The organism is Shewanella sp. CAL98-MNA-CIBAN-0140 (genome assembly GCF_040309905.1).
GTDB lineage: Bacteria > Pseudomonadota > Gammaproteobacteria > Enterobacterales > Shewanellaceae > Shewanella > Shewanella psychromarinicola.
This window is the reverse complement of sequence record NZ_JBEOPI010000004.1, coordinates 1-24,279: the sequence shown is the minus strand read 5'-3', so window position 1 is coordinate 24,279 and position 24,279 is coordinate 1. Positions and strand designations below refer to the sequence as shown.

The following is a 24,279-nucleotide window of genomic DNA, read 5'->3' as shown; positions in this document are numbered from 1 at the left end:
AGAGAGCAAAAATATGAGCACATATAAAGCCATTAACTTAATCGCCCGTCCTCAAGGTGGCCCCATCGGCCCTGAATTATTTGAAGTGGTTGAAAAACCAATGCCTAAAGTGGCTGACGGACAATTTTTGGTCAAACAAAACTGCATGTCACTTGATCCTGCGATGTTTGGTTGGATGAGCGCTGATACCGAAAGTTACATTCCGCCAGTTGCGTTAGATGAGGTGATGCGCAGTTCTGGCATTGGTGAAATTGTAGAAAGTAATCATCCTGGCTTTAAGGTCGGTGACCGAGTGATGGGCATGATGGGTTGGCAACAATATTTTTTAAGTAACGGCGCGGGGTTAAATAAAGTGACTGCGCCATTACCAGATGAAGCTATTTTATCGGTTTTTGCTTTGCCGGGGTTAACGGCGACGCAAGGACTCTTTAACGTAGGTAAACCACAAAAAGGCGAAACCATCGTAGTTTCTGGCGCAGCAGGATCGGTTGGTTCTATTGTGGGACAGTTGGCTAAAGCGGATGGCCTCAGGGTTATCGGTGTTGTCGGTAGTGATGAAAAAGCCGATTGGATTGTTAACGAATTAGGTTTTGATGGTGCAATTAATTACAAGACCGATGATTTAGCCGCAAAATTGGCCGAATTAACCCCCGACGGCGTTGATGTGTATTTTGAAAATACCGGCGGCCCGATCCAGCACCATGTGTTTGCCAAAATGAATGCCCATGGCCGCATTGTGGTGTGTGGCATGATTGCCGATTACCCGAAAGCCGTGCCAGATTTAGCACCAAGCTGGATCCAAGTGATTAAAAAACGCCTCATTATACAAGGCTTCACTATGCCTGATCATTTTGGTGACGTGCCAGCGCTATTAGAAAAACTGACACCTTACGTCATGAAAGGACAAATTAAACATCGCGCCCATGTGTTAAATGGTCTTGAGTCGGCAATCACCGGCTTAAACTTGTTTTTTACCGGTGATAATAAAGGCAAGTTAATCGTTAAATTATAATTTTTATAACAATATTGTTTATCAATAATTTATAACGGCCACAACCCAATTAATCAATGTTGTTAATTGGGTTGTGTTTATGACAGGTTTACTATTCCAAGTCAGGCGATAAATATGAGCGAAATTAACACCCATTATCGAAATTGCAATATTTGTGAAGCCATGTGTGGCTTGGAAATTACCTATCAAGATAACCAAATCTTATCAATTAAAGGCGATCAACTAGACCCCTTTAGTCAAGGTTATAACTGCCCAAAAGCCTTAGCCTTAGAAGATTTTTATACTGACAAAGATCGCTTAAAAACGCCTATTAGGCGAACCGCAACAGGTTGGGAAGATATTAGCTGGGATGAAGCCTTTAGCGAAATAACTGAAAAGTTTAAAAGCATTCAACAGCAGCATGGCAACAATGCGTTGGCGGTTTATTTGGGTAATCCCAATGCCCATAGTCTTGGTAATGCGCTGTTCCTTAAACCATTTATGAAGTCACTTGGCACCATAAACCGTTTCAGCTCTGCCTCTGCCGATCAATTACCTCATCATGTTGCTGCAAACTTTATGTTTGGCGCGGGCATGTTAATTCCGGTGCCCGATATTGATAGAACTGATTTTATGCTGATCATTGGTGGTAATCCTGTGGTATCAAACGGTAGCATGATGACGGCACCTAACGTTATAGGTCGGATGAAAGCCATCCAAAAACGTGGTGGAAAAATTGTCGTTGTTGACCCCCGCAGAACCCGCACAGCCAAAATTACTGATCAACATCTGTTTATTCGCCCAGAAAAAGATGCGTTATTACTGCTGGCGTTGATCCACTGCGTTTTTGATTCAAATATGGTTAATTTACGTCATTTAGAAACCCAAGTTGATGGGCTAGATGATGTTGAAAGCCTAGCAAAACACTATTCGCCCGAGCTTGTGGCTGAATTTGTCGGCATTAATGCGACGAGTATTCGCACCTTAGCCGCAGACATGCTCGCAGCAGATTCTGCTGTTTGTTATAGCCGCATGGGGGCGTCGACGCAAACATTTGGTGGCTTATGTCTATGGCTAACCAATGTACTCAATATTATTACCGGCAACTTTGACCGTGCCGGTGGCGCTATGTTTCCACAGCCTGCTTTTGATTTACTGCGCAATCATCAACCCGGTCATAAAAGTTCATTTGGGCAACATCAAACGCGAGTACGTAAGCTGCCATTTTTCAATGGTGAATTTCCGGTTGCGACCTTGGCGGAAGAAATACAGACGCCAGGAGAAGGGCAAATAAGAAGCGTGATCACGGTTGCTGGCAATCCGGTACTTTCAGCCCCCAATGGGCATAAATTAGCCCAAGCTTTTGCAGGCTTAGATTACATGATCTCGGTTGACATTTATTTAAATGAAACCACCCAATACGCCAACATTATTTTGCCGGGGACTACGGGCGTTGAAAATTCTCATTTCGATATTTTCTTTAATTCATTTTCCGTTAGAAACACAGTTAAATACTCACCGCCATTATTTGATCAACAACCGGATCAACGCAGTGACTGGCAAATACTTAAACAGATTTCTGCCCGGATGCTCAATATTGCGACTGACGACCCGATGCAAAAAATCACTCCAGAAATGCTGTTAGATATGGAACTGAAAAAAGGGCCCTATGGCGAAGAGGGTATGAGCTTACAAAAGCTGATTGATAATCCCCATGGTATTGATATTGGCCCGTTAATGCCGTGTCTTGCTGAGCGGATAAAAACCGCAGACGGCAAGGTCAATTTATTTCCGCAAATCTATCGAGATGATTTACCTCGTTAGGATGCCGTTATGGCACAACCCGCGCGTGATCAAGCTTATCCGTTTGAGTTAATTGGTCGACGATTAGTTAAAAGTCACAATACCTGGACACAAAATTCACAACGACTCATTAAAGGAAAAAATTTATGTACCTTAGAAGTGCATTCACAAGATGCACAAGCGCTTGGGATCAAACAAGGGCAGCTAGTTAATGTCAGTTCAGCGGTAGGTGAAATCGTCATTGAAGTGGCAATTACTGATGATATCCAACAAGGTGTGGTCAGTATGCCTCAAGGCTGGGGACACAATCAAAAAGGTACTAACATGTCGGTTGCAGCAACTCAGCCAGGGGTGAGCATTAATGATTTAACAGATGCCAATCGAGTTGATATGCTGACAGGTAATGCGGCATTTAATGGTACGCCTGTTGCCATCAAAGCAGCCTAAAAGGAAGTTGCCTAAATAAAGTTGTTTAATAATAGTGCTTATGTTGATTAAATGGGGTAGTCCATTTTTAGTTTGAATCTATTCATTTTCAATTACCGACGATTAACACAAACAAATAGCTTTGAGGCTGGTGCTAATTAATAGCGACAAAGCGACATGAATAAAAAGGTAAGACCATGTTTAAAAGTACACAAAATTATATTGCATCAAACGAACTTAGCTTGGCGGTAAATGCGGCGATCTCATTAGAAAAACCGTTATTAATTAAGGGCGAGCCCGGTACCGGTAAAACCCAGTTAGCCGAAGAACTAGCCAGTTCACTCAATTGTAAATTGTATCAATGGCATATTAAATCGACCACTAAAGCGCAACAAGGCCTCTATGAATATGATGCAGTATCTCGGTTACGCGACAGTCAGTTAGGTGATGCACGGGTTCATGATATTGGCAACTATATCGTTAAAGGCAAGTTATGGCAGGCGTTTGAAGAAGAGCAAAGACCCATATTGTTGATTGATGAAATCGATAAAGCAGACATCGAATTTCCGAATGATTTGTTGCAAGAGCTTGATAAAATGGAGTTTTATGTTTATGAAACCCAACAAGTGATTAAAGCAAAACAGCGACCAATTATCATCATCACCTCAAATAATGAAAAAGAATTACCCGATGCTTTCTTAAGGCGCTGTTTTTTCCATTACATCAAGTTTCCGACTAAAGCTGAAATGGAAAAAATTATCGATGTGCATCATCCTGATGTTAAACAAGCATTGTTAAAACAAGCATTAGAGGTGTTTTTTGATTTACGCGAAGTCAGTGGCATCAAGAAAAAACCGTCAACATCAGAGTTAATTGATTGGTTAAAACTATTGATATCCGATGACATATCGCAAGATACATTACTCGATAAAAAGTCAGATATCATTCCTTTGTTTGGCGCACTGTTAAAAAATGAACAAGACGTTTCATTGATTGAAAAATTGGCCTTTATGAGCCGCAGAAACAGGTGATTCACAGTGTTTATTGATTTTTTTCTCACCCTAAAAAAGCATAAAGTCCCTTGTAGCTTACGAGAGCTATTAGATCTTATCGCGGTATTAAAAAAAGGGGTGATTTTTGCCAATGTAGAAGACTTTTATAACCTTGCCAAAATTGTCATGGTTAAAGATGAAATTCACTATGACAAATACGACAACGCATTTGCTGAGTACTTTAAAGGGATAGAAAATATTGATGTGTTCGATCACATTGTGCCGGAAGATTGGCTTAGAAAAGAATTCGAAAAACACCTCTCTCAAGAAGAAAAAGACCAACTAACGTCATTAGGCGGACTTGATCAATTGATGAAAGCGTTAAAAGAGCGTTTAGAAGAACAGAAGAAACGACATGCCGGCGGCAATAAATGGGTCGGTACTGGCGGCACATCACCGTTTGGTGCCTATGGCTATAATCCTGAAGGGATCCGAGTCGGCCAAGACAAAAACCGTAATAACAGTGCGGTGAAAGTGTGGGATAAGCGAGAATTTAAAAATTTCGACCAAGACCGTGAGTTAGGCACTCGCAATATCAAATTAGCCCTTAAAAAACTCAGAAAATTTGCCCGTACCGGTGCCAGTGAACAGCTTGATATTAATACCACTATTAACTCAACCGCCAAGAATGGTGGCATGTTAGATGTGCATATGGAGCCAGAACGTCATAACGCCGTTAAAGTACTGATGTTTTTCGATATTGGCGGCTCAATGGATGATTATATTCATACCTGTGAAGAGTTATTCTCCGCTGCACATAGTGAGTTTAAGCATTTAAAGTTTTTCTATTTTCATAATTGTGTATACGACCAGGTTTGGCAGGATAATAGCAGACGGTTTGATAAAACCATTGCTCTTGAAGAGATCATCAGGACCTTTTCTGCCGATTATAAAGTCATTTTTGTTGGCGATGCGACCATGGGGCCGTACGAAATTATCGCCAAAGGCGGCTGTGTTGAGCATTGGAATGAAAAACCCGGTGTCGAGTATATGAATCAGTTGTTAAGTCATTTTAGTAAGGTTGCTTGGTTAAATCCGCAACCTGAAAACCACTGGCCAATTCATCATTCAATCTCCATTATTCAACAGCTAGTTGACCATAAAATGTACCCATTAACGGTTGATGGTATCGGGCGTGCGATTAAAGATATTAGTTAGCCTCAGCTCGGGATAATAACGAGGTCAAATATTCTAATTTTGGCTTATTGATCTCACCGCTCAACCCGAGTTGGTTAATTAAGTCGATGAGTGGTTATTTATAGACGAACTGGAAGGGAATCAATATGGAATGTTTACGCACCGATGATGGTTGTTTTGCCAATCTACCGGACTACAACTTTGCCGCTCATTACTTAATGGTTGACGATAGTGAAGGCGGCCAATTACGGGTTCATTATCTGGATGAAGGCCCCAGAGATGCAGAACCGATATTATTACTACACGGTGAGCCAACATGGAGCTTTTTGTACCGTAAGATGATCCCCATTCTTGTGCAAGCCGGTCATCGCGTTATTGCGCCCGATCTGGTTGGCTTCGGACGTTCAGATAAACCCAGCAAACGAAGCGACTATACTTATCAACGCCATGTTGATTGGATGACGTCATTGGTGTTACAACTCAAACTAACCAACATAATGCTGGTGTGCCAAGACTGGGGTGGGTTAATTGGTTTACGTTTAGCCGCAGAAGATACCCAGCGTTATAGAGGCATTGTTGCAGCCAATACCATGTTACCAACAGGTGACCATGAGCCAGGTGAAGCTTTTAAACAATGGCAAACGTTCTCACAAGATGTTGAACTTTTTCCAACTGGCAACTTGATTAATAGTGCTTGTGTGTCGACCTTGTCAGCTGATGTCATTGCCGCTTACGATGCACCATTTCCACAAGAAAAATATAAAGAGGGCGCGCGTCAGTTTCCGTTGTTAGTGCCAACCACACCGGATGATCCTGCCGCCGAAAAAAATCGTTCAGCATGGAAGGTCTTGTCGCAATGGCAAAAGCCCTTTTTGACTGCGTTCAGTGATTCAGATCCGATCACTGCAGGCGGAGACAAACTAATGCAAAAACTGATACCAGGCACAAAAGGGCAAAAACACACCACTATTGTCAGTGCCGGTCACTTTTTACAAGAAGACAAAGGCGAAGCGCTAGCTGAAGTCGTGGTTCAATTTATTGCAGATAATCGTTAAGTTTCCGCGGTTTCAGTTGCTCCATACTAAAACTAAAAATATCATTATTAATGGGTATTGGTTTGCTTTATGGCTTTGGTATTAACTTTTTTAGGTTAACTAGGCTATTAGTCGCGGACCCAGAGTCACAGGGAGTTCACATGCTACATCAGGGAATATCTATCATGCTGGCCCCCGTTTTACTGCTGCAAGGGCTAAACGTTCGTCGCACCACCCCAAAACTTGCTGAGCCTGAGGGCGAACGCTTAGGGCAAACAGGCACCAATCCTGAGTTGAGTGTGCTTATATTAGGAGATTCAGCCGCAGCAGGTGTGGGGGTCGCTAATCAGGATCAGGCGTTGCTGGGGCAGGTGGTCCATTATTTACGTCCACATGGTCATCTAAAATACGGTCTTTTTGCCAAAACTGGCGCGACCACTTCGACTACGCTTGAGTCGTTAAATGATCACATCAATTGTTCACATCCCATACTAGGTCAAGGGCATTTTGATATCATCATTACCTCACTTGGGGTCAACGATATCACTTCATCCCTGAGCTGCGATAAGTGGCTGCAGCAACAAGCCCAGTTATTGACACTTATCACTGAGCGATATACCCCAAAACTCATCTTGGTGACTGCCATACCGCCACTCGGGTCATTTCCGGCTTTGCCAAATCCACTGCGCTGGAGCCTAGGCCAACGAGCCAAGCACTTTAATCATAAATTGCAGCAACTGTTGCTTATGCTTGATCAACAAGCACTTGATCAGCAACAAATCGATAAGCAATCCAAAGCACAAACTCGTTTTACATTGATTAATTTACCATTAGAAAACCCACAGCAAGACAGCAGTATGGTCGATTTTATGCGTCAAGTGATGGCCACAGATGGTTTCCACCCAGGCCCACAGATTTATACTGCATGGGCCAAGCTTATTGCTGAGCAAATTCAGTTAAGAAAGTAGTACCGTTAAGCGGGGAAGTTATAAAGCATACAGCAGGATTGATGTGAGGCCCTGTCGTTCTCTATAAATCGTTTCAAGCCTCATCGCCATTTACTCATTGACACGCAGTAAACTCGTCCATGAGGGCTCGAGCATCACTCTAATATATATAAGAATTCACTCATTCAGTGGCGGTAAAGACAGTGATGTATCATACATGATAATGACATTTCCCAAAGCCCTATGGGTCAGACACCAGCAAGCGGCCATGGACGGTATTCTCTCAAATATTCATGACTTGACTATTAATTCATCTGCTAAGTTAGATTTAATTAAAGCCTAACCCATATCAGACTGGCTTACTTTATGGATTAAACTTTAAATTAAAATTTTACGGTTTTGTGTAACTGATACGATATATAGCGTTAGCAAAATCGTCAGAGACCAGTAGTGAGCCATCGGCTAATGTCATGACATCTACTGGACGTCCCCAGCTTTGTTCGCCATCAAGCCACCCTGTTGCAAAAGGCTTATAGCCGATAACCGTGTTATCTTGAAGTTCAACTTGCATGATACGGTAACCCACTTTACTGCTTCGATTCCAAGACCCATGCTGGGCAATTAAGATGGAATGGTGAAACGCTGCTGGAAATTGATTCCCTTGATAGAACTCCATCCCTAGTGCGGCAACATGAGCGCCAAGGGTTAATACTGGAGGGGTATTGAGTTTAGCTATTTGTGGATCAGTAAAATCAGGGTCTGCAATCTTGCTATTGTGTATATAAGGAAAACCAAAGTGTTGGCCCGTTTGGCTCACACGATTAAGCTCATCATCAGGTAAGTCATCACCCATCATGTCGCGGCCATTATCGGTAAACCACAATTCACCGGTTTGCGGATGAAAATCAAATCCAACGCTATTACGTACGCCTTTAGCAACTATGGTGGTTTGTTTAGTGTCTAGGTCTAATTTGAGAATGCTGGCAAAAGGCAGTTCACTTTCACAGACATTGCAAGGGGCTCCTACTGGGATATACAGTTTTCCATCAGGCCCAAAGGTGATGAATTTCCAACCATGATGGGCTTTATTGGGAAGCTTGTTGTACACCAATTCTGGTTTAGGGATAGTAGGCAAAGACTTTTCAATATTAGGGTAACGCCAGATTTTATCAACATCAGCGACATATAAACTGCCTTGATGGTATGCCAGTCCTGATGGCATAAATAGATCGGTCGCAACAATGATTTTTTTGTCCGCTTTAAAATCATTATTGCTGTCAATAAGGGCATAAACATTACCCGCTTTACGACTGCCGACAAATACAGTTCCATTGTCACCAAGGGCCATCTGGCGGGCATTCTCAATGTTTTCGGCATATACATCAATAGTAAAACCTTGCGGTAATTCAATTTTATCTAAAGGTAATGCCATTGACGGATAAGAGACACCGAACCCCAAGGTTAGGAGAGATAACAAAGCAATTGGCTTAATCATGAATAGGGCCTCTTTTGATTAGCATTGTTTACGTAGTAGCGTATATATTAGTACTTTTTATCATAGTCTCAACAACCATCGCCATGTATACCCAAACGCTCTTGACATGCAGGATCTAACATGTCGAGAAGTGACAAAGTGCAAGGCCCTAAGAATCGGGCGCTTATGGCTGCTAGGGACAGCTTCAGAAACGATAACAAGCGAACGCTGCGCTCACGGATAGAGCTGTCTAGGGTCGCTTCGCTGCTAGGGCGGACTCTGTCTTGCTAGGGTCTAGTAATAGAGCGCCTGCGGCTACTGGGACGACCTGCGGTCTTCGAGGACGCTACGCTTCTAGATCCTAGGACTAAAACCTAGATCCTAAAACCTAGATCCTAAAACCTTGCACCTAGAAGGATCGAAGCTTCGCCCTCTGGCGAACTTGCGAGTTCCTAGCATCTAGTCGCGCAGCGTCCTAAATGTAAGCTTACCAATCTTTAATTAGCTCCTTCACCATAGCAGCGGTATTTTCTGGCTGTTCTAGTGGGAACATGTGGCCGCCTTTTGGCATCATCATTATGTCGATGTCGTTTAATTTGGCAAAGCGGATAAAATGTTTAATGGGGAAAATGTTAGTATTTTGACCATAAATCAGTTTAGCGGGCACCTTAAGCTTGTTTTTATATTGAGCTAAATTGGTAGGTAAGTGCCTAAAAATATCGGCTTCAACCGTAGGAGAGAAGGTTAACTCGACACGTTGGTTGCGATGAATAAACCCAGAGTGAGCATAATCTTGCAAGCAGCGCGGATCGAAATTTTTGAACAAAGTCTTCTGTGAAAAATAATCAACCAAGTTGGTTTTTTCTGGCCATTGTTGCTGGCGAGTTTTGGCTTTACCCGCGGGTGATAGTTTATCTATGTAGGGTGTGCGTTTAATAAAACTGAGTAAATGTGAGAACGCACCTGTGACCACTGGCGGGTCTAGCATCACTAAGCCCCGAAAGAGTTCTGGATGTTGGCAAGCAGCAATAAATGAAATGACCCCCCCAAAAGAATGGCCAACACATATTACTTTATCATCTTGTTTCTTAATGAATTCTACTAACTCAGTAACTAAGTGCTGCCAGTTACTGTGTATCGGGTACATGTCATTATGACCGAACTGATCAAGTGCGATAGTGTTGTAGTTTGGATCAAATTCAGCTAAAAATGTCCGATAGCTTCCGGCGGGGAAGCCGTTGGCATGGACGAGGTTAATCAAAGGTTTTGTCATAATGTCTCTAAATGGTTTTAGGGCTACTTGTTAACAGAAGTTGATTCAAATAAATTCAATCAAATAAGCATTAATAACAAATAACCCTATAAATCCAGAATGATTAGAATATTTTTGTAGTATCTATTTGGGTTAATTCTTCAAATTCAGGTGCACGATTTTGCGCTTTAGCTTTGAATATTTCCATCATATCGTTTTGTGGCTGGAACATGCCGCTTTGCCAGACTGACATATAATTTAAGCTATCAGATACGCTATGATCGCGTGCATAGTTGATCATCTCTTTACAGCCAGTAACGGCTAATGGTGAGCGCGCAGCAATTTCTGCCGCAATGGCTAATACTGCGGTGATCATAGATTGTTGATCGTCATACACATGATTAACTAAACCCGCTTGTTTAGCTTCTGCAGCGGGCATTCTTCGGCCTGTGTAGGCTAACTCTTTGACTAACCCCATAGAAATTAATTTTGGTAAACGCTGTAACGTACCCACGTCTGCAGTCATGCCGAGTTTGGTTTCTTCAATACTAAAAAAAGCATCGCTAGTGCAATATCGACAATCGGCAGCGCTGACCATATCCACCGCGCCACCAATACAGCCACCTTGAATCGCCATTAAAACTGGCATTCGAGCGGTTTCTAGTACGGTAAAACAGTCTTGTAACTTCAATACTAAGCGACGTAGTTGGTCTTGTTTACGGCCTAACTCAATATTCGTATCAGACTTATTTTCACTGAACACGGCTAAGTCCATCCCCGAGCAAAAATGTTTACCCTTTGATGAGATAACAATGGCACGCGCAGCCGATTGATTATTAATATCGTGAATTACACTTGGAAACTCATGCCAAAAATCGACATTCATTGAATTCAATGCATCGGGTCGGTTAAAAATAATATGGGCTACTTTATTGGTAATCTCGACGGTAAATGTTTTATAGCTTTTTTGCGATGTCATGGTTATATCCTTATAAATTCAGCGTAATTTGTGTATCACGTTTTATGGCGGCATCGAGTAATGCGAGTATTGAATCGCGCTCTTTTAGCTTGGTGCCATGATGAGCTTTCATATTGAGAGTTTGCATGTGTTCAGCCACGGCTTGTGCTGTACTCATCAGTTGTTCTGGTTCAACGACCTGATCAAGAAAACCGCCAAGGACTGCTGATTCAGGGCTGAATAGTTCGGCATTAATTACTGCCCGTGTTAAGTAATGTTGCGGGATACGATTACGGGCAATCTCAATCCCAGCTTGGTGCATTGTCATGCCAATAGCGACTTCATTTAAGCCGATTTTAAAGTCACCTGCACAACCAATACGATAATCACAACTCAGTAATAAAAACGCGCCTTTTGCAATGGCATGGCCTGTACATGCGCCAATAATGGGCGTTGGGAATGCCAGCATTCTGCGGGCTAATGTTGAGCCTGCGGTAACAAGTGCAATAGCCGCTTCAGAGCTTTGCTTCATGGTTTTTAGATCAAAACCACCAGAGAATATTCCAGCTTGACCGGTTAATATCACCACAGCGCCTTGTTGCTCAGCGAGGTCTAGGGCGGTATTGATTTGCACAATGACCTCAGGTGATATCGCGTTTACCTTGCCATTATTTAAGCTAATAACATGGATGTTATTTTCAATTTCTACCTTGATTAATTGCATTTTCCACCTAAGAATTCGTTATTGTTTCGTTGTTATTATTCGCTTTTGAGCGTCTCGTTTTTACATATTTTGAGTTCAACATAGCAACTAAAATACCTGCGGTAAACAACATGGTTAAGGTGTAAATAGCCGGCGTAAAAGACATCTTATAATTAGCGAGTAGCGTTAATGCCATAAACATCGATAAGGTACTATTTTGCAGCCCTACCTCAATGGTAATCGATGTTCTTTGAGCGAAGTTTAATCCAAACCATTTACTTGAGTAATAGCCAAGTAACATGGTCGAAATATTTAATATTACTGAAACTGGCCCAGCGGCAATAAGGGCGGGAATAACAATATCTTGTTGAATATAAGTCAAAAATATTATTAATAAGGTTAGAAATAATATCCCAAATCGTGACACATGAACTTGGGTGCTTTTCGCTATTTTAGGCGCAAATCGTCTAATTAACATACCAATAGCGATAGGCACTATGGTTAACTTCATTAGGCTTATCATGGTTGGAATTATCGGTAACTGAAATTCACTGCCTTGTCCCATAAAGTGAACCAAGGAGTAATTAAGCACAATCGGTATGCTAAATACTGTGATTAAACTGGCCACAGCGGTCATGGTGACCGAAAGCGCAACATCCGCTTTTGCCAAATGAGAAAACATGTTGGACGTCGTGCCGCCAGGGCACAGTACCAACAACATCACCCCGACAGCATATTCAGGTTCTAATGGCATTATATTGGCCAATACAAACCCAATAATGGGCAATAGCAATAATTGATTGGTTAAGCCAATCGCAACGGCTTTTGGGTATTTTACAATGCGCTTAAAATCATCAACGACTAGCGATAACCCCATGCCCATCATAATTAAAAAGATGCACACCGGGATGACTTGTGTATTTACAAATGTCACTAATTCAATATTATCCATAATAACCTCATGTAGAGAAGACCGTTTATTGGGTCAATAAAGTCCATTTTTAGTCCATTGCGGATCAAGGGGCTGTTTATCTTTTGGAGGAAAATTCATCTCCAAGGGTCAGTAGAGCCTACTTGTTCAACGAGATGATTTGGCCCACTGACGCGTCAGCAGTCCCCGCCAATACATCTTGGTAAATCTCGTTAAGGTGGTCAATATCATGGGTATGGGCAATAGTGATGCTTGAACGACAAAACTCGATATAGTGGAGTAATGACACGCTCATTTGCTTCATTGTTTCGCCTGCGCCCCAATCTAGACTGCGTTTTTTCAATTGTGTCGGGGCAAAAAAGAACGTCGGGGTTGCACCGGGTAAGTGGTTGATACTCATGGTGTCATTAACATCAATATCGCCATGTTGCGTCGCGCCAATTCGGCAGGAGTAACACAGTTGCTTGGCAAAATGATGATGAATACTTGATAAGGTTGTTTTACCTCCAGCCATATCAACCAAAATCGAACTAACATTGGGGTCTAGGGTGGTTATTTCCTCGTAACTAATCACCTTGGTATAACAGCCTAAGGACTCGACGAAGTGTCGGTTAGCGGTTGACGTTATACCAATGGCAGGACGCTCACCTCGTTGCTTAATCGTAAAGGCGAGGGCGATACTGGTTTTACTTGAGGCGCTGGTGATCAGGTATTGCTGAGCCCCAAAGTATTGATTATCAAACATGAAGTCGTCAACCAGCCAAGAGGTAGTAAATAACCCTCGCAACAAGATGTCATAGTCTTCATTTTTTTGTTGGTAAAAGGGATTTTCACTAACGCGATCAAATCTGCAATAAACAGGTGATAAACCTTCACGGCAAGGACTGACATCTGAAAATCCCGCTTTAGAGATGTTACCGGCCGTTATTTTTAGGTGGGTAGCCATAGGCATAAAGCCCCACACTCTTTCTCCTACTTTTATATGCTCGTTATTTGACGATACTACATCTGCATATCCCATAACCGGGAGTCGTCCCCATTGATGTGGATCATTGTCAGAAGGGAAGAATAGCCAATAGCCAAGTGACTCTCCGGTAATGCCATAGCTGATATTATTTGCCGTTAGGGCAAACTTATCGACGCGAAGTAATACTTCATTTTCTGCCAGTGGCTGCTCTATGTTGAGTGCCACAAACCGAGTTTTGTGTAAATTATTTTTAGCGACTTCAAATACAAGTGCTTGGTTGAGCGGAGCCTGAGATGTCGTCATAAAGAACCTTTTTAGTTATTGTTTTTGATTGATTACTGATTAATGTTTCTTTATTGGATACTGAACATTGGTTATTGGTTATTGGTTATTGGTTACTGAGCAGTGGTTGATTAATAAATGCGTCGATGGCGCTATTCACTTCATCGGGTCGTTCATGTTGTAGCCAGTGGCTAGTGTTTGGGAAACGGATCAGGCTGCAATTGGGCACGTAATGGGTAATGTTATCGAGGTTCTCATTGACGAACGCTAGGTCTTGTTCTCCCCATAACACCAGTGTGGGGTGATTAATTCGAATGTTGGGTATTTTTATGTCGGAGGTATTCTTTACCTGATTCGATTTGACTAAGTATTTATCATCGAACGCTTGTGGGCTGCCATTGTCTGAATGACTAGACGCTAATTGCGGCATGGCACGATAGTATTGCAACATGCCATTTATGGCACCTTGTTGACGCCACACTTGACGATATTGTGCTCGTCGTTCATCGGTAAATACATCGGCTTTTGAACTGACCATGATCTTCTCAATCAGGTAGCGATAGTCATTGTTTGATAACAGTGATTCTCCAGAAACACTAATTAACTGATGAATATAAGCACTTTTTTGACGTTGAATAGGGTTATTAATCATCTCCCGAGTAAAGGTACTTGGATGCGCCGCATTGAGAATAATCAGTTTGCTGATTAACTGCGGATGAAAAGCCGCTAATGGCCAAGCGATAGCGCCGCCCCAATCATGGGCAACGAGGATGACGGATTGGCAAGGGCTAATAGCAGCAATAAATTTAGCCATAAACGCAATCAAATTGGGCACAGCATAAAAGCTAATCTCAGTCGGTTTATCACTTAAGTTATATCCGGGTAAGTCAGGCGCAACAACACGATAATGGGTTGAGAAATAGTCTAATTGCTTATGCCATGCGCCCCAATACTCAGGGAAACCATGTAGAAAAACGATGGTCGATAGTGATTTTTCATCTGATTTATAAGCAGATTCAACATAATGAATTTTGACGTCATCCACTAAGGTATATTTATGCGCTAGTGCCATATTCAATCTTATTATTTTATGTTTCTAGTGATCGATTAATCAAAAAATGCTACGGCATTATCTATCGGTTCACGATCGGTTTTGGTGCTATTTACTGCCTCGTTTTCATCGGCATAACCAAACGACATACCAAATAAAATTCCGCGACCATCTGGCAGGTTTAATATTTGTCTTACTGGATCGGGGAATTGCCCAAGTGCGCCTTGCATGCAATTTGAAAGTCCATGTTCTGCCATGAGTAGTGACAGTGTTTGGGCATAAATGCCTAAATCGACTGCGCCCATAATGTCTAGGTATTTATCCATAGTGAAAAATACCGCATGTGGCGCATCAAAAAATTGCCAGTTACGTATCATCGCCATTTGTCGGGCTTTTTTGTCTTCTCGTGCCACGCCTATTGCGCTGTATAACGCATTAGCTGAGCCAAATTGGCGCTCACGATGAACGCCTTGATATTGAGGTAACCAATTGAAATCTGGATTTGGTGATGCGCCACTCATGAGGGTTTCCATGAACTGTAGTTTCAATTTATCTTTGGTTGCCCCAGACACCACACAAGTTTGCCAAGGTTGTACATTGCAATTTGAAGGGGAGAGTTGTGCACTGGAGAAAATGTGCTTTAAGGTTTCGTTTGGTACGGGTTTATCAAGAAATGCTCGCACTGAAGCACGGTTTTGTAATATTGATTCTATAGTCATATTGAAAACTCTTATTATGTGAATTCGGCTCTGAGATTAAATTTATATCTTCAATCGCAATATAAATCAGTTATTGGTTGTAAACGCTGCTGAAAATAAAGTTTATAGCGACAACCTTTAGCGACAGTCTGTAGTGAAAATAAGGGTTAGTTACCGTCACTACAAACTCTTTAGTTAGTTAAAACTGGTACGAAATGTTTGCACCAAATGTACGCGGTTGGTTCGGATAACCATTGAAACTACCTGCTTGGATCGGTGGTGGGAAAGCCGACAGTAGGTACTCATCATTGGTTAAGTTACGTACCCAAAGTTGTAGATTGACGCCATTATCAAATGCTAATCCTGCACTCGCATTGAAGCTATTCACTTCACGCGTTAATGACTCTGGGGTGTTTTCGGCTAATTTGACATGACTTTCGTAAATATAATCGGTACGAACATAGCCATCTGCGCCGTTAAATACTTCAAAGTTATAAACAATACCGGCGGTGATGCTGACTTCATGAATACCGGCCGGTTTCTCGCCCGATAAATCGACAGGACCATCAAGGCCAGATGCCCCTTCAAATGAATCATAAACAGGATCAAGGAAGGTACCGGCTAAGGTAAACGACCAATCTTGAGTTAAATTGTAGATAGAGTCGAACTCAAGACCTTGGGTACTTTGTTGACCGGCATTGGCCAGTACATAACCGGTGCCAATGAAGATAGATGATTGAAACCCTTCAATAGTTTGATCAAACAAGGTGGCGCTAAATGATCCATTTTCAAATTGGGTTTTAATACCAATTTCATACACCATCGCTTCTTCGGGTGATGCATAGCGTCCACCATAAACCTGATTTGGCAATGCTAAGCCCGCACTTTCTAATGCCTCTTTATCCGAGGCAAAAGGGCTTGAATAACGCGATAAATTCCAAGATGTTGCTTTAAACCCCGTTGCTGCTGTGGCAAATACATTGATATTGTCATTAATTTCGTAGGCTAAGCGCAGTGACCAGGTTGTTTTGCTATCATCTGATTCATGGTTCTCTACCGCATTAGGCAACCCCAGCATTGGCGGTAAAAACTGCAAGCTCTTGATAACAGGTACTGCGGGGGCAAGCTGTGGAATGCTACCAATAGGCACGCCAAATAATGTGGGTACCGTATCTAAATCAAGGGCAGAAAGCACATCGGTATGGTTTTGTGAAATGGTGACGTCTTTCTTATCGTTAGTATAACTGACACCAAAAATCGCAGTGAAGTCGTCAGTAATATGATAATCAAAGCTAGCAAAAAGCGAGTAAGCATCATTTTGTTGATCAAATTCTGAGCTTACTGCTGAATCATTGGAGAAAAAGGTACCGGGTTCAAGACCATAAACACCTTCTACACCTCCTAATAACCCGGGGGCGCCGCCCGCGGCCATAAGGACATCGAAGTAATTTCTAATATCATTTCCATAATATAAAGTATCACCCGTGATGACTTCTTCATTGAAAACATAGGCGCCAAACATCCATTCTAAATCACGCTCACCGGTAGACGTTAAGCGAAACTCTTGGGTTATGGTTTTAATATCTGTATAACCACCTTCATTTAAAATATCTAAAGAGGTGTAATCTACGTCATTGATAAAATCAGAATCATTTTTACGCAGCGCACTGATAGAAGTGAATGAGTATCCATCAAAATCAATGTCTATTTGCAAGGATACGCCGCCATCTTTAACATTATTATCTGGATCAGAGTTGAGTGCCGATTGATAAGAAAATGAATCATTTTCATCAATAACAATCCCACCTAAGGCACGAACCGCGGCAGTTGTAGGCCCGTTTATGGCGTCTTCTACAGAACAACACGCTTCTTGAATTTTGCTATAGTCGGCAATAAAGCGAAATTTAATGTCTTCTGTTGGTTGATACAGTGCTTGGCCTCGAACATTCCAACGGTCACGATCATTGACGTCATTTAATCCAACCACACTTTCGGTATAGCCATCTCGGGTGTTAACTCCGCCAGAAAAACTGAACGCTAAATTATCGGTTATGCCATTGGTGTAATAACCTTTTATCTCTTGTTGATTATAATTTCCAACACCGACTTCAATCTTACCTTCTTGCTCATATGAAGGCTCTCTGGTCGTGACACTGATAACCCCTGCGGAAGCATTTTTACCGAACAAGGTACTTTGTGGACCACTTAATACTTCAATTTGTTGCAGTCTTGGTAAATCACCTATCTGAGATGCCGCGCGGGAGCGATAAACTCCGTCGATAAATACGCCAACGGAAGGTTCAATACCGGTATTGTTGGTGCCATTACCAAAACCACGGATAGCAAAGTTAGTGTTAGTAGAACGTTGTAGCGGTGTCACACGTAAAGTAGGTACAAGAGTTTGTAAATCAGTGATATCCATTACTTTGGCTTGTTCTATCGCTTTACTACTCACCACAGTAATGGCCACAGGAGATTCCTGTAATCCTTTTGCGCGTTTAGACGCGGTTACAACGATTCTTTCAATACTGCCATCATATGTTTCGTTAGTTGATTTTTCTTCTTCAGCGTAAGCAGTTGAACCCAGCACGCCCATAACGGCAAATGCGAGTAAAGAATGTTTAAATATTTTTGAGTTATTATTATTCATTTATTTCCCCAGATAAATACTAATTGTTATCAAATAATCTAGCCAATACATTGATTTACATTAAATATGTATGATGCTTAAGCATTGTTATTGTTAACCTGTAAATTGACAGTTTTGTAAAATCAGCGTGATTCAATAACAGCAAGGGGGATCATCAGTATTTAATTTTCAATCTTGAAAATCTTTCCTGAAAATAAAAACGACCACTTATAGTGAACAATTAACCGCCAAATCATGCTAGGGGGTGTTTTAAAATTAAACCAATCAATTGTTTTAATAAGCAACTATTCATATAAAGAATAATGCAGTGATAATTACTGTTTTAGCGTCATAACCACATTCCCTTATTTATCTTTTTCGCATTAGGCTTGGCTAATGTAAAAGGTAAGCATCGACATCGGGTTAATAATGCTTTATAAATAACCATTCAAACGAGTGTATGATTCAAACGAATGTATACATATAATTATTATGCATTTGGATAATACTTTCAGTTCACATAACATTGTAGCTAGTAAATATTGTGTGTTTGAACAAATACAACAAATAGACTGTTAACCTTTTTTACTCTTAGAAATTTTTTTGGAGAGCCACAATGCCTGATTACAAAGCCCCTATTCGTGATGTTAAATTTGTTATGCAAGAGCTACTAGAATGTGAGACCCACTATCAACATTTGGGTTACCAAGATGCCAGCCTTGATATGGTTGATGCGATAATCGCTGAAGCTGCAAAATTGACAGAACAGGTCGTTGCTCCTTTAAATCAAATCGGCGATCAACAAGGGTGTACGTGGAATGATGGTGTAGTGACGACACCCGACGGATTTAAAGAAGCGTACGCTAAGTATGTTGAAGGTGGCTGGCCGACGTTATCTCAGTCTGAAGAATTTGGTGGTCAAGGCTTACCTCATTCATTAAATATTAGTATTGCTGAGCTATTTTCCAGTGCCAACCATAGTTTTGCCATGTATCCAGGATTAAGTCATGGCGCATTAGCGACAATTGAAGCTCACGGCACAGAATCGCAAAAACAACAATTTATGCCAAAGCTTGTTGAAGGCAAATGGACTGGAACAATGTGCTTAACTGAACCACATTGTGGTACAGATTTAGGCATGTTACGCACAAAAGCAGAACCCAATGACGATGGCAGCTATTCGTTAACGGGGACTAAAATCTTTATTTCAGCCGGTGAGCATGATCTGTCTGATAATATCGTTCATATCGTAATTGCCCGTGTACCAGGTGCGCCTGAAGGCAATAAAGGCATATCGTTATTTATCGTACCTAAATTCAATGTCAATGATGACGGCACTATTTTAGATAGAAATGGGGTAAGTTGTGGTTCAATTGAACACAAAATGGGTATCAATGGTAATGCCACCTGTGTGATTAATTTTGATGGCGCTAAAGGACATTTGATTGGTGAACCCAATCGTGGCCTTAAATGCATGTTCACCTTTATGAATGCCGCTCGGATCGGTGTTGCCAGTGAAGGCGTTGCCGCTGCTGAAGCATCATTTCAAGGTGCATTAGCTTACGCAAAAGACCGCCTACAGATGCGTTCTATCAGTGGCGTTAAAAACCCTAATGGTCCTGCTGATCCGATTATTGTTCACCCAGATGTGCGCAGAATGTTATTAACTCAGAAGTCTATCGCTGAAGGTGGACGTGCGTTAATTTCATATTTGGCCCAGCTGGTTGATATCGGTCATGCTGAAAAAGATGAAGCAGTAAAAGCCGATGCCGAAACAAAGCTCGCGTTATTAACACCGATTGCAAAAGCTTTTCTTTCAGAATTAGGCTTTGAGTGTACCAGCCACGGAGTGCAGATCCTTGGTGGCCATGGCTTTATCAAAGAGTGGGGCATGGAACAGTTAATGCGCGATACCAAAATTAGCTGTTTATATGAAGGCACAACCGGTATTCAAGCATTAGATTTACTGGCGCGTAAAATTATTGGTACCCAGGGCGAAGTGTTAAAGCCATTCTCTAAAGATGTCACTGTATTCTGCCAACAAAATATGGATAACCCTGCGATGGCAGAGTTTATTCAACCTATTATGGCTTATGCAAAAGAGTGGCATGAACTTACCGTCACCATTGGTGCTAAAGCGATGAAGAACCCTGATGAAATCGGTGGCGCTTCAGTTGATTATTTAATGTATGCGGGCTACGTTACGTTAGCGTTTTTCTGGGCCAAAATGGCAAAGGTTGCTCAAGATAAGCTTGCCGCCGGCACAACAGAAACGGCGTTTTATGAAGCGAAAATAAAAACTGCCCAGTTTTATATCCAACGTATGTTACCAAGAGCAAAAGGCCACGCAGCCTGTATTCAAAACGGTGTCGATTCAATGATGGCATTAAGCAGCGAAGATTTTGCTTTTTAAATTAGTGCTAGATTTTAGGATTGAGTCTACATTAGCTTAGCCGTTGATGGCTTGCAAAAGTGACTAAGTCTTTTAAGTCGATGGCCTATAATCAGAGTCTAAAAGCCGTAACCTTATGCGTTGCGGCTTTTTTATTTGTAACGAGACAATAATACGATACACATTGATGTGACAATTGGCGCTGCAAGCTGCTGTTTAATATAAATTTATATCCTAACGCTTGGTTAGCAAACTGCTTAATTTAGGGCGTGTCGCTTGGCCGTAAAATTCGGGTATACTGATTACTTCATCGTCATTTTATAGCCATTCTATAAAAATAAAAAAAGGATTAAGCCGATGCCAGGCAAAATATTCACGTCAGTGATTCCACTACTTGTTTTACTTCCGTTCACTTCATCAGCAAGTTCGTGGGTTGATATCAGTAATCAATACACTAATAAACAAATAAAAATTGTCAGTCAGTTTCAACCTGAATTAGCGAGCTCAATTGGAATAACTGCAGTCGATAGTCAATGCAGCAATATTACCAAGGCACAAAACGATAAGTTTATTCTTACCCTTGAAAGCAGCAAAAAAAGCTTGCAACAGGCACTTGAAACTGAAAAATTATTGCCAGTTCGTCAAGACCTTAACATTATTATCGGCAATATCGATCAGACCATAGCGACGGGTAAGTTAGACGACAAATACATGTTACCTTGGGTTGATGTCCCCTTGATTATATTTCGTGGCGTATCGGCATTATTAGATGAGCAAATGCCTGATGCCCGTAAACAGGCCGCCATGTCGCGCCTTGCTTGTTATGTCGGTAAAACCGGACAACCGGCACTCACAGAACAAGCCAAAACGTTATTTGAAACAGCCTTAACCAATAAAAGCTTAATGGGCCCCACTAAAGTGGAGGTTAACCAAGCGCTCGCAAGATTCGATACCTTAATAACAGGTTTACAGCAGTTATTTGATAAAAATAACTTCACCACAGCCAATGACAATATGGTGCTGTTAACACAACAAATTGAAGATTATCGTCAATGGGCTGAACAAACCGTTATTCCACATTCACGGGACGACTTTCGATTACCCGCTGAAATTTATGCTTTAAAACTCAAAACCGTGGGCATAGACATCGAACCGCAGTTATTAATTGAGCAAGCAAAAACAAGTTACATGATAACCAAAGCCAATATGCAGGCTCTTGCACCTTTGGTGGCTAAAAAGTTCGATTTGCCATCAGATGATTATCGCGATGTTATTAAAGCACTTAAAAACCAGTCTTTGGCCAACGATAAAATTGAAGATTATTATCGTGACATTAATCAAAAACTTGAGCAGATAATCACTGAACATCATGTGGTTGATTTACCTAAACGCGATATGCTTATGCGACTTGCCACCGAAGCAGAAGCCGCGGGTAGTCCAGCTCCTCATATGGTTCCACCACCATTCATTGGCAATACCGGTGAACAGGGCCAATTTATTCTTACCACGGGTAACCCTGCATTAAGCGGTGATGCGGCTTATGATGATTTTAATTTTAACGCGGTTGCTTATACATTAAGTGCCCATGAAGGCCGACCTGGTCATGAATTACAATTCTCGGTCATGTTAGAACAAGGCGTTTCACTAGCAAGAGTCTATTATGCATTTAACAGCGTTAATGTAGAGGGGTGGGCTCTTTATGCTGAAGCAGAAATGTTGCCGTATCTTCCCATTGAAGCACAGCTGATTGCACTTCAGCACCGATTACTACGTAACGCTCGCGCTATGTTAGATCCAATGCTGAACTTAGGCCTGACGACAAAAGAGCACGCCTATACACTATTGCGTAATGACGTTGTTTTTTCAGAAGCGGCGGTGAAACAAGAAGTTGATCGATACACCATGAGAATGCCTGGTCAGGCGGGTAGCTATTTTTATGGTTTATCAAGACTACTAGAGATTAGGGCCGGAGTAGAAATTGCCTTAGGAGATAAATTTGATCGTTTAGCGTTTAATAATTTCGTATTAAAACAAGGTTTGATCCCACCACAATTAATGGCAGAAGCCGTTAACAAACACTTTTTGGCGCAGTAAAAATTAACACTACAGCCTAACGGATCCCATTTAAATCTTCACAGGTTTGAATGGGATTGTTAATTTACCCTAGCATTCAGATAATATTCACGTTGTCCTGTCCTGTCCTGTCCTGTATGTCATTGGGGCCTAGGAATAGCCTTTGACCCAGACATATATTTATCTAATCTGTCGAGAAAACCCCGTGATCCGAGCGTAGCGAAAGTCGCGGGGATGAATCGATAAACTAAGCTTGCTCTTGAATATATTTTCGAATTGTATCAGCGAAGGCATTGCCGACTGAGCAAGCAAAATATCCATCAGACCAAAAAGTATTCTCCAACCAAAATTGCTTTTTAAGGTTCGGATATCTACTCCAAATTAATCTGTTGGTTTGCTGCTTAATTCTTCTAACATGCTGCCCAACAGCATATCTTGGCGAAATCCTCAAAAGAATGTGTATGTGATCCCTATCTATTTCGATCTCTTCAACTGAAAAGTCAGACTTCTGCGAAATATCTAGAACAGCTCTCTTCATAAACTCGCCAACTTCACCATGTAGTAGTTGCTTTCAATATTTAACAACCAGTATTAAGTGCAGCACAATGAGATACTTACAGTGTGAATTAGTTTGGTATTCCACTTGACAATCTCAAGCTATACAGTAGTCTATACAGTATATGAAAAAAACGCTCAGATATAACTTTCGGCTCAAACCGACAGCAGAACAGGAAGCCAAACTAATTGAGTTTGGCTCATATGCTCGTGGGTTGTGGAACTTGTTGTTGTCAGAAAATCTGCGTCGTTATAGGTACGACAAAACGTTTTTGTTCTATCCAGAAATGTCAAAATTAATTAAAGAGTTAAAGGTATTCGAAGAGTTCTCTTGGTTAAAATCCTTTGATTCTGCGGCTGCACAGCAAGTGGCAAGGGATCTGGATACGGCTTTGAAAAACTCTTTTTCTAAGAGTCGGTTGCAAAAATTCCCGACGTTTAAAGTCAGCTTCAAACAGAAAAAACTGCACAATGACAGTTTTAGGTGTGTAAATAACTCGAACTGTATCCGCATCGAAAATGGTGCGGTCAGCATTCCGAAAATTGGCAACGTACCGATTGTTTTACACCGTAAATTAGTCAGTGAAATCAAGACTGTTACTGTCCAACTATCACATGGTAAATGGAATGTATCGCTCACCCAAGAGGTTGAATGCAAGACCGCGAAGCGGGTCTTGCATTCAATTGTAGGCTACGACATTAACAGTCAGCATACGGTTGTAGGTTCGAACGGTTGGTACGTTAAAAACCCAAAATCTCTTAAACGTTCATCAACAAAGCTAAAGCAAATTCAAGTCCAGTTGAGCCGAAGGGAAAAGGGCTCTAGTCGCTGGCATAAAACCAAATCCCGCTTAAATACACTTCACGGAAAAATCTCACGCCAACGCCTAGCGTTCGCTCACGAAGTATCATGTTCGATAGCCA

Annotated in this window: 19 protein-coding genes and 1 pseudogene; 10 read left to right on the top strand and 10 right to left on the bottom strand. The window is 41.6% G+C overall.

The window, feature by feature from the left end; genetic code table 11:
• Positions 1 to 13: 13 nt before the first annotated feature.
• From AAEY93_RS03190 to AAEY93_RS03160, 7 genes are all read left to right on the top strand, one after another.
• Positions 14 to 1,012, top strand: a complete 999-nt coding sequence (locus tag AAEY93_RS03190; RefSeq protein ID WP_351074919.1) for an NADP-dependent oxidoreductase — start codon at positions 14 to 16, stop codon at positions 1,010 to 1,012.
• 114 nt (positions 1,013 to 1,126) lie between these two features.
• Positions 1,127 to 2,815 carry a molybdopterin-dependent oxidoreductase gene (locus AAEY93_RS03185; protein ID WP_351074917.1) on the top strand — a complete coding sequence of 563 codons (1,689 nt, stop codon included), beginning with the start codon at positions 1,127 to 1,129 and terminating at the stop codon, positions 2,813 to 2,815.
• A gap of 9 nt (positions 2,816 to 2,824) precedes the next feature.
• Complete coding sequence (locus tag AAEY93_RS03180) at positions 2,825 to 3,241, top strand: molybdopterin dinucleotide binding domain-containing protein (RefSeq protein ID WP_351074915.1); 417 nt, start codon at positions 2,825 to 2,827, stop codon at positions 3,239 to 3,241.
• Positions 3,242 to 3,417: 176 nt separating this feature from the next.
• Positions 3,418 to 4,251 carry an AAA family ATPase gene (locus tag AAEY93_RS03175; protein WP_101031353.1) on the top strand — a complete coding sequence of 278 codons (834 nt, stop codon included), beginning with the start codon at positions 3,418 to 3,420 and terminating at the stop codon, positions 4,249 to 4,251.
• A 6-nt stretch (positions 4,252 to 4,257) separates the two neighbouring features.
• Positions 4,258 to 5,430, top strand: a complete 1,173-nt coding sequence (locus AAEY93_RS03170; protein WP_101031355.1) for a vWA domain-containing protein — start codon at positions 4,258 to 4,260, stop codon at positions 5,428 to 5,430.
• A gap of 125 nt (positions 5,431 to 5,555) precedes the next feature.
• Positions 5,556 to 6,464 (top strand): haloalkane dehalogenase, encoded by a 909-nt coding sequence (locus AAEY93_RS03165; RefSeq protein WP_101031357.1) that lies wholly within the window; start codon positions 5,556 to 5,558, stop codon positions 6,462 to 6,464.
• 164 nt (positions 6,465 to 6,628) lie between these two features.
• Positions 6,629 to 7,411 carry an SGNH/GDSL hydrolase family protein gene (locus AAEY93_RS03160; protein ID WP_351074913.1) on the top strand — a complete coding sequence of 261 codons (783 nt, stop codon included), beginning with the start codon at positions 6,629 to 6,631 and terminating at the stop codon, positions 7,409 to 7,411.
• A gap of 370 nt (positions 7,412 to 7,781) precedes the next feature.
• Here the strand turns inward: AAEY93_RS03160 and AAEY93_RS03155 are convergent, their stop codons facing one another.
• From AAEY93_RS03155 to AAEY93_RS03115, 9 genes are all read right to left on the bottom strand, one after another.
• The gene (locus AAEY93_RS03155) at positions 7,782 to 8,885 is read right to left on the bottom strand and encodes a PQQ-dependent sugar dehydrogenase (protein ID WP_124013146.1); all 1,104 of its coding nucleotides are present in this window, start codon (positions 8,883 to 8,885) and stop codon (positions 7,782 to 7,784) included.
• Positions 8,886 to 9,351: 466 nt separating this feature from the next.
• Positions 9,352 to 10,137 carry an alpha/beta fold hydrolase gene (locus AAEY93_RS03150; RefSeq protein WP_124013147.1) on the bottom strand — a complete coding sequence of 262 codons (786 nt, stop codon included), beginning with the start codon at positions 10,135 to 10,137 and terminating at the stop codon, positions 9,352 to 9,354.
• Positions 10,138 to 10,240: 103 nt separating this feature from the next.
• Positions 10,241 to 11,095: a crotonase/enoyl-CoA hydratase family protein gene (locus AAEY93_RS03145; protein WP_124013148.1), complete on the bottom strand. Its 855-nt coding sequence runs from the start codon at positions 11,093 to 11,095 to the stop codon at positions 10,241 to 10,243.
• 10 nt (positions 11,096 to 11,105) lie between these two features.
• On the bottom strand, positions 11,106 to 11,798 hold the full coding sequence (locus AAEY93_RS03140) for a crotonase/enoyl-CoA hydratase family protein (protein WP_124013149.1): 693 nt from the start codon (positions 11,796 to 11,798) through the stop codon (positions 11,106 to 11,108).
• Positions 11,799 to 11,805: 7 nt separating this feature from the next.
• Complete coding sequence (locus AAEY93_RS03135) at positions 11,806 to 12,729, bottom strand: bile acid:sodium symporter family protein (RefSeq protein ID WP_101031372.1); 924 nt, start codon at positions 12,727 to 12,729, stop codon at positions 11,806 to 11,808.
• Positions 12,730 to 12,847: 118 nt separating this feature from the next.
• Positions 12,848 to 13,978, bottom strand: a complete 1,131-nt coding sequence (locus tag AAEY93_RS03130; protein WP_124013150.1) for a DUF2855 family protein — start codon at positions 13,976 to 13,978, stop codon at positions 12,848 to 12,850.
• 85 nt (positions 13,979 to 14,063) lie between these two features.
• The gene (locus tag AAEY93_RS03125; protein WP_351074909.1) at positions 14,064 to 15,029 is read right to left on the bottom strand and encodes an alpha/beta fold hydrolase; all 966 of its coding nucleotides are present in this window, start codon (positions 15,027 to 15,029) and stop codon (positions 14,064 to 14,066) included.
• Between the two features lie 35 nt (positions 15,030 to 15,064).
• Positions 15,065 to 15,727, bottom strand: coding sequence for a nitroreductase (locus AAEY93_RS03120; RefSeq protein ID WP_124013152.1), 663 nt, complete (start codon positions 15,725 to 15,727; stop codon positions 15,065 to 15,067).
• 178 nt (positions 15,728 to 15,905) lie between these two features.
• Positions 15,906 to 18,356 carry a TonB-dependent receptor gene (locus tag AAEY93_RS03115; RefSeq protein ID WP_351074906.1) on the bottom strand — a complete coding sequence of 817 codons (2,451 nt, stop codon included), beginning with the start codon at positions 18,354 to 18,356 and terminating at the stop codon, positions 15,906 to 15,908.
• Between the two features lie 595 nt (positions 18,357 to 18,951).
• Between AAEY93_RS03115 and AAEY93_RS03110 the strand changes: the two genes are divergently transcribed.
• Together AAEY93_RS03110 and AAEY93_RS03105 are read left to right on the top strand one after the other, a co-directional pair.
• A complete protein-coding gene (locus AAEY93_RS03110) occupies positions 18,952 to 20,748 on the top strand; it encodes an acyl-CoA dehydrogenase C-terminal domain-containing protein (protein ID WP_351074904.1) in 1,797 nt (598 codons plus the stop codon).
• A gap of 336 nt (positions 20,749 to 21,084) precedes the next feature.
• Positions 21,085 to 22,821 carry a DUF885 domain-containing protein gene (locus AAEY93_RS03105; RefSeq protein ID WP_351074902.1) on the top strand — a complete coding sequence of 579 codons (1,737 nt, stop codon included), beginning with the start codon at positions 21,085 to 21,087 and terminating at the stop codon, positions 22,819 to 22,821.
• Positions 22,822 to 23,047: 226 nt separating this feature from the next.
• On the opposite strand, the pseudogene tnpA reads toward AAEY93_RS03105, so the two are convergent.
• Positions 23,048 to 23,359: pseudogene (gene tnpA / locus AAEY93_RS03100) on the bottom strand (IS200/IS605 family transposase); the annotation flags it as partial.
• A gap of 121 nt (positions 23,360 to 23,480) precedes the next feature.
• Between tnpA and AAEY93_RS03095 the strand changes: the two are divergent.
• Positions 23,481 to 24,279 (top strand): RNA-guided endonuclease InsQ/TnpB family protein (locus AAEY93_RS03095; RefSeq protein WP_351074900.1); only part of this gene is annotated, 799 nt, incomplete at its 3' end.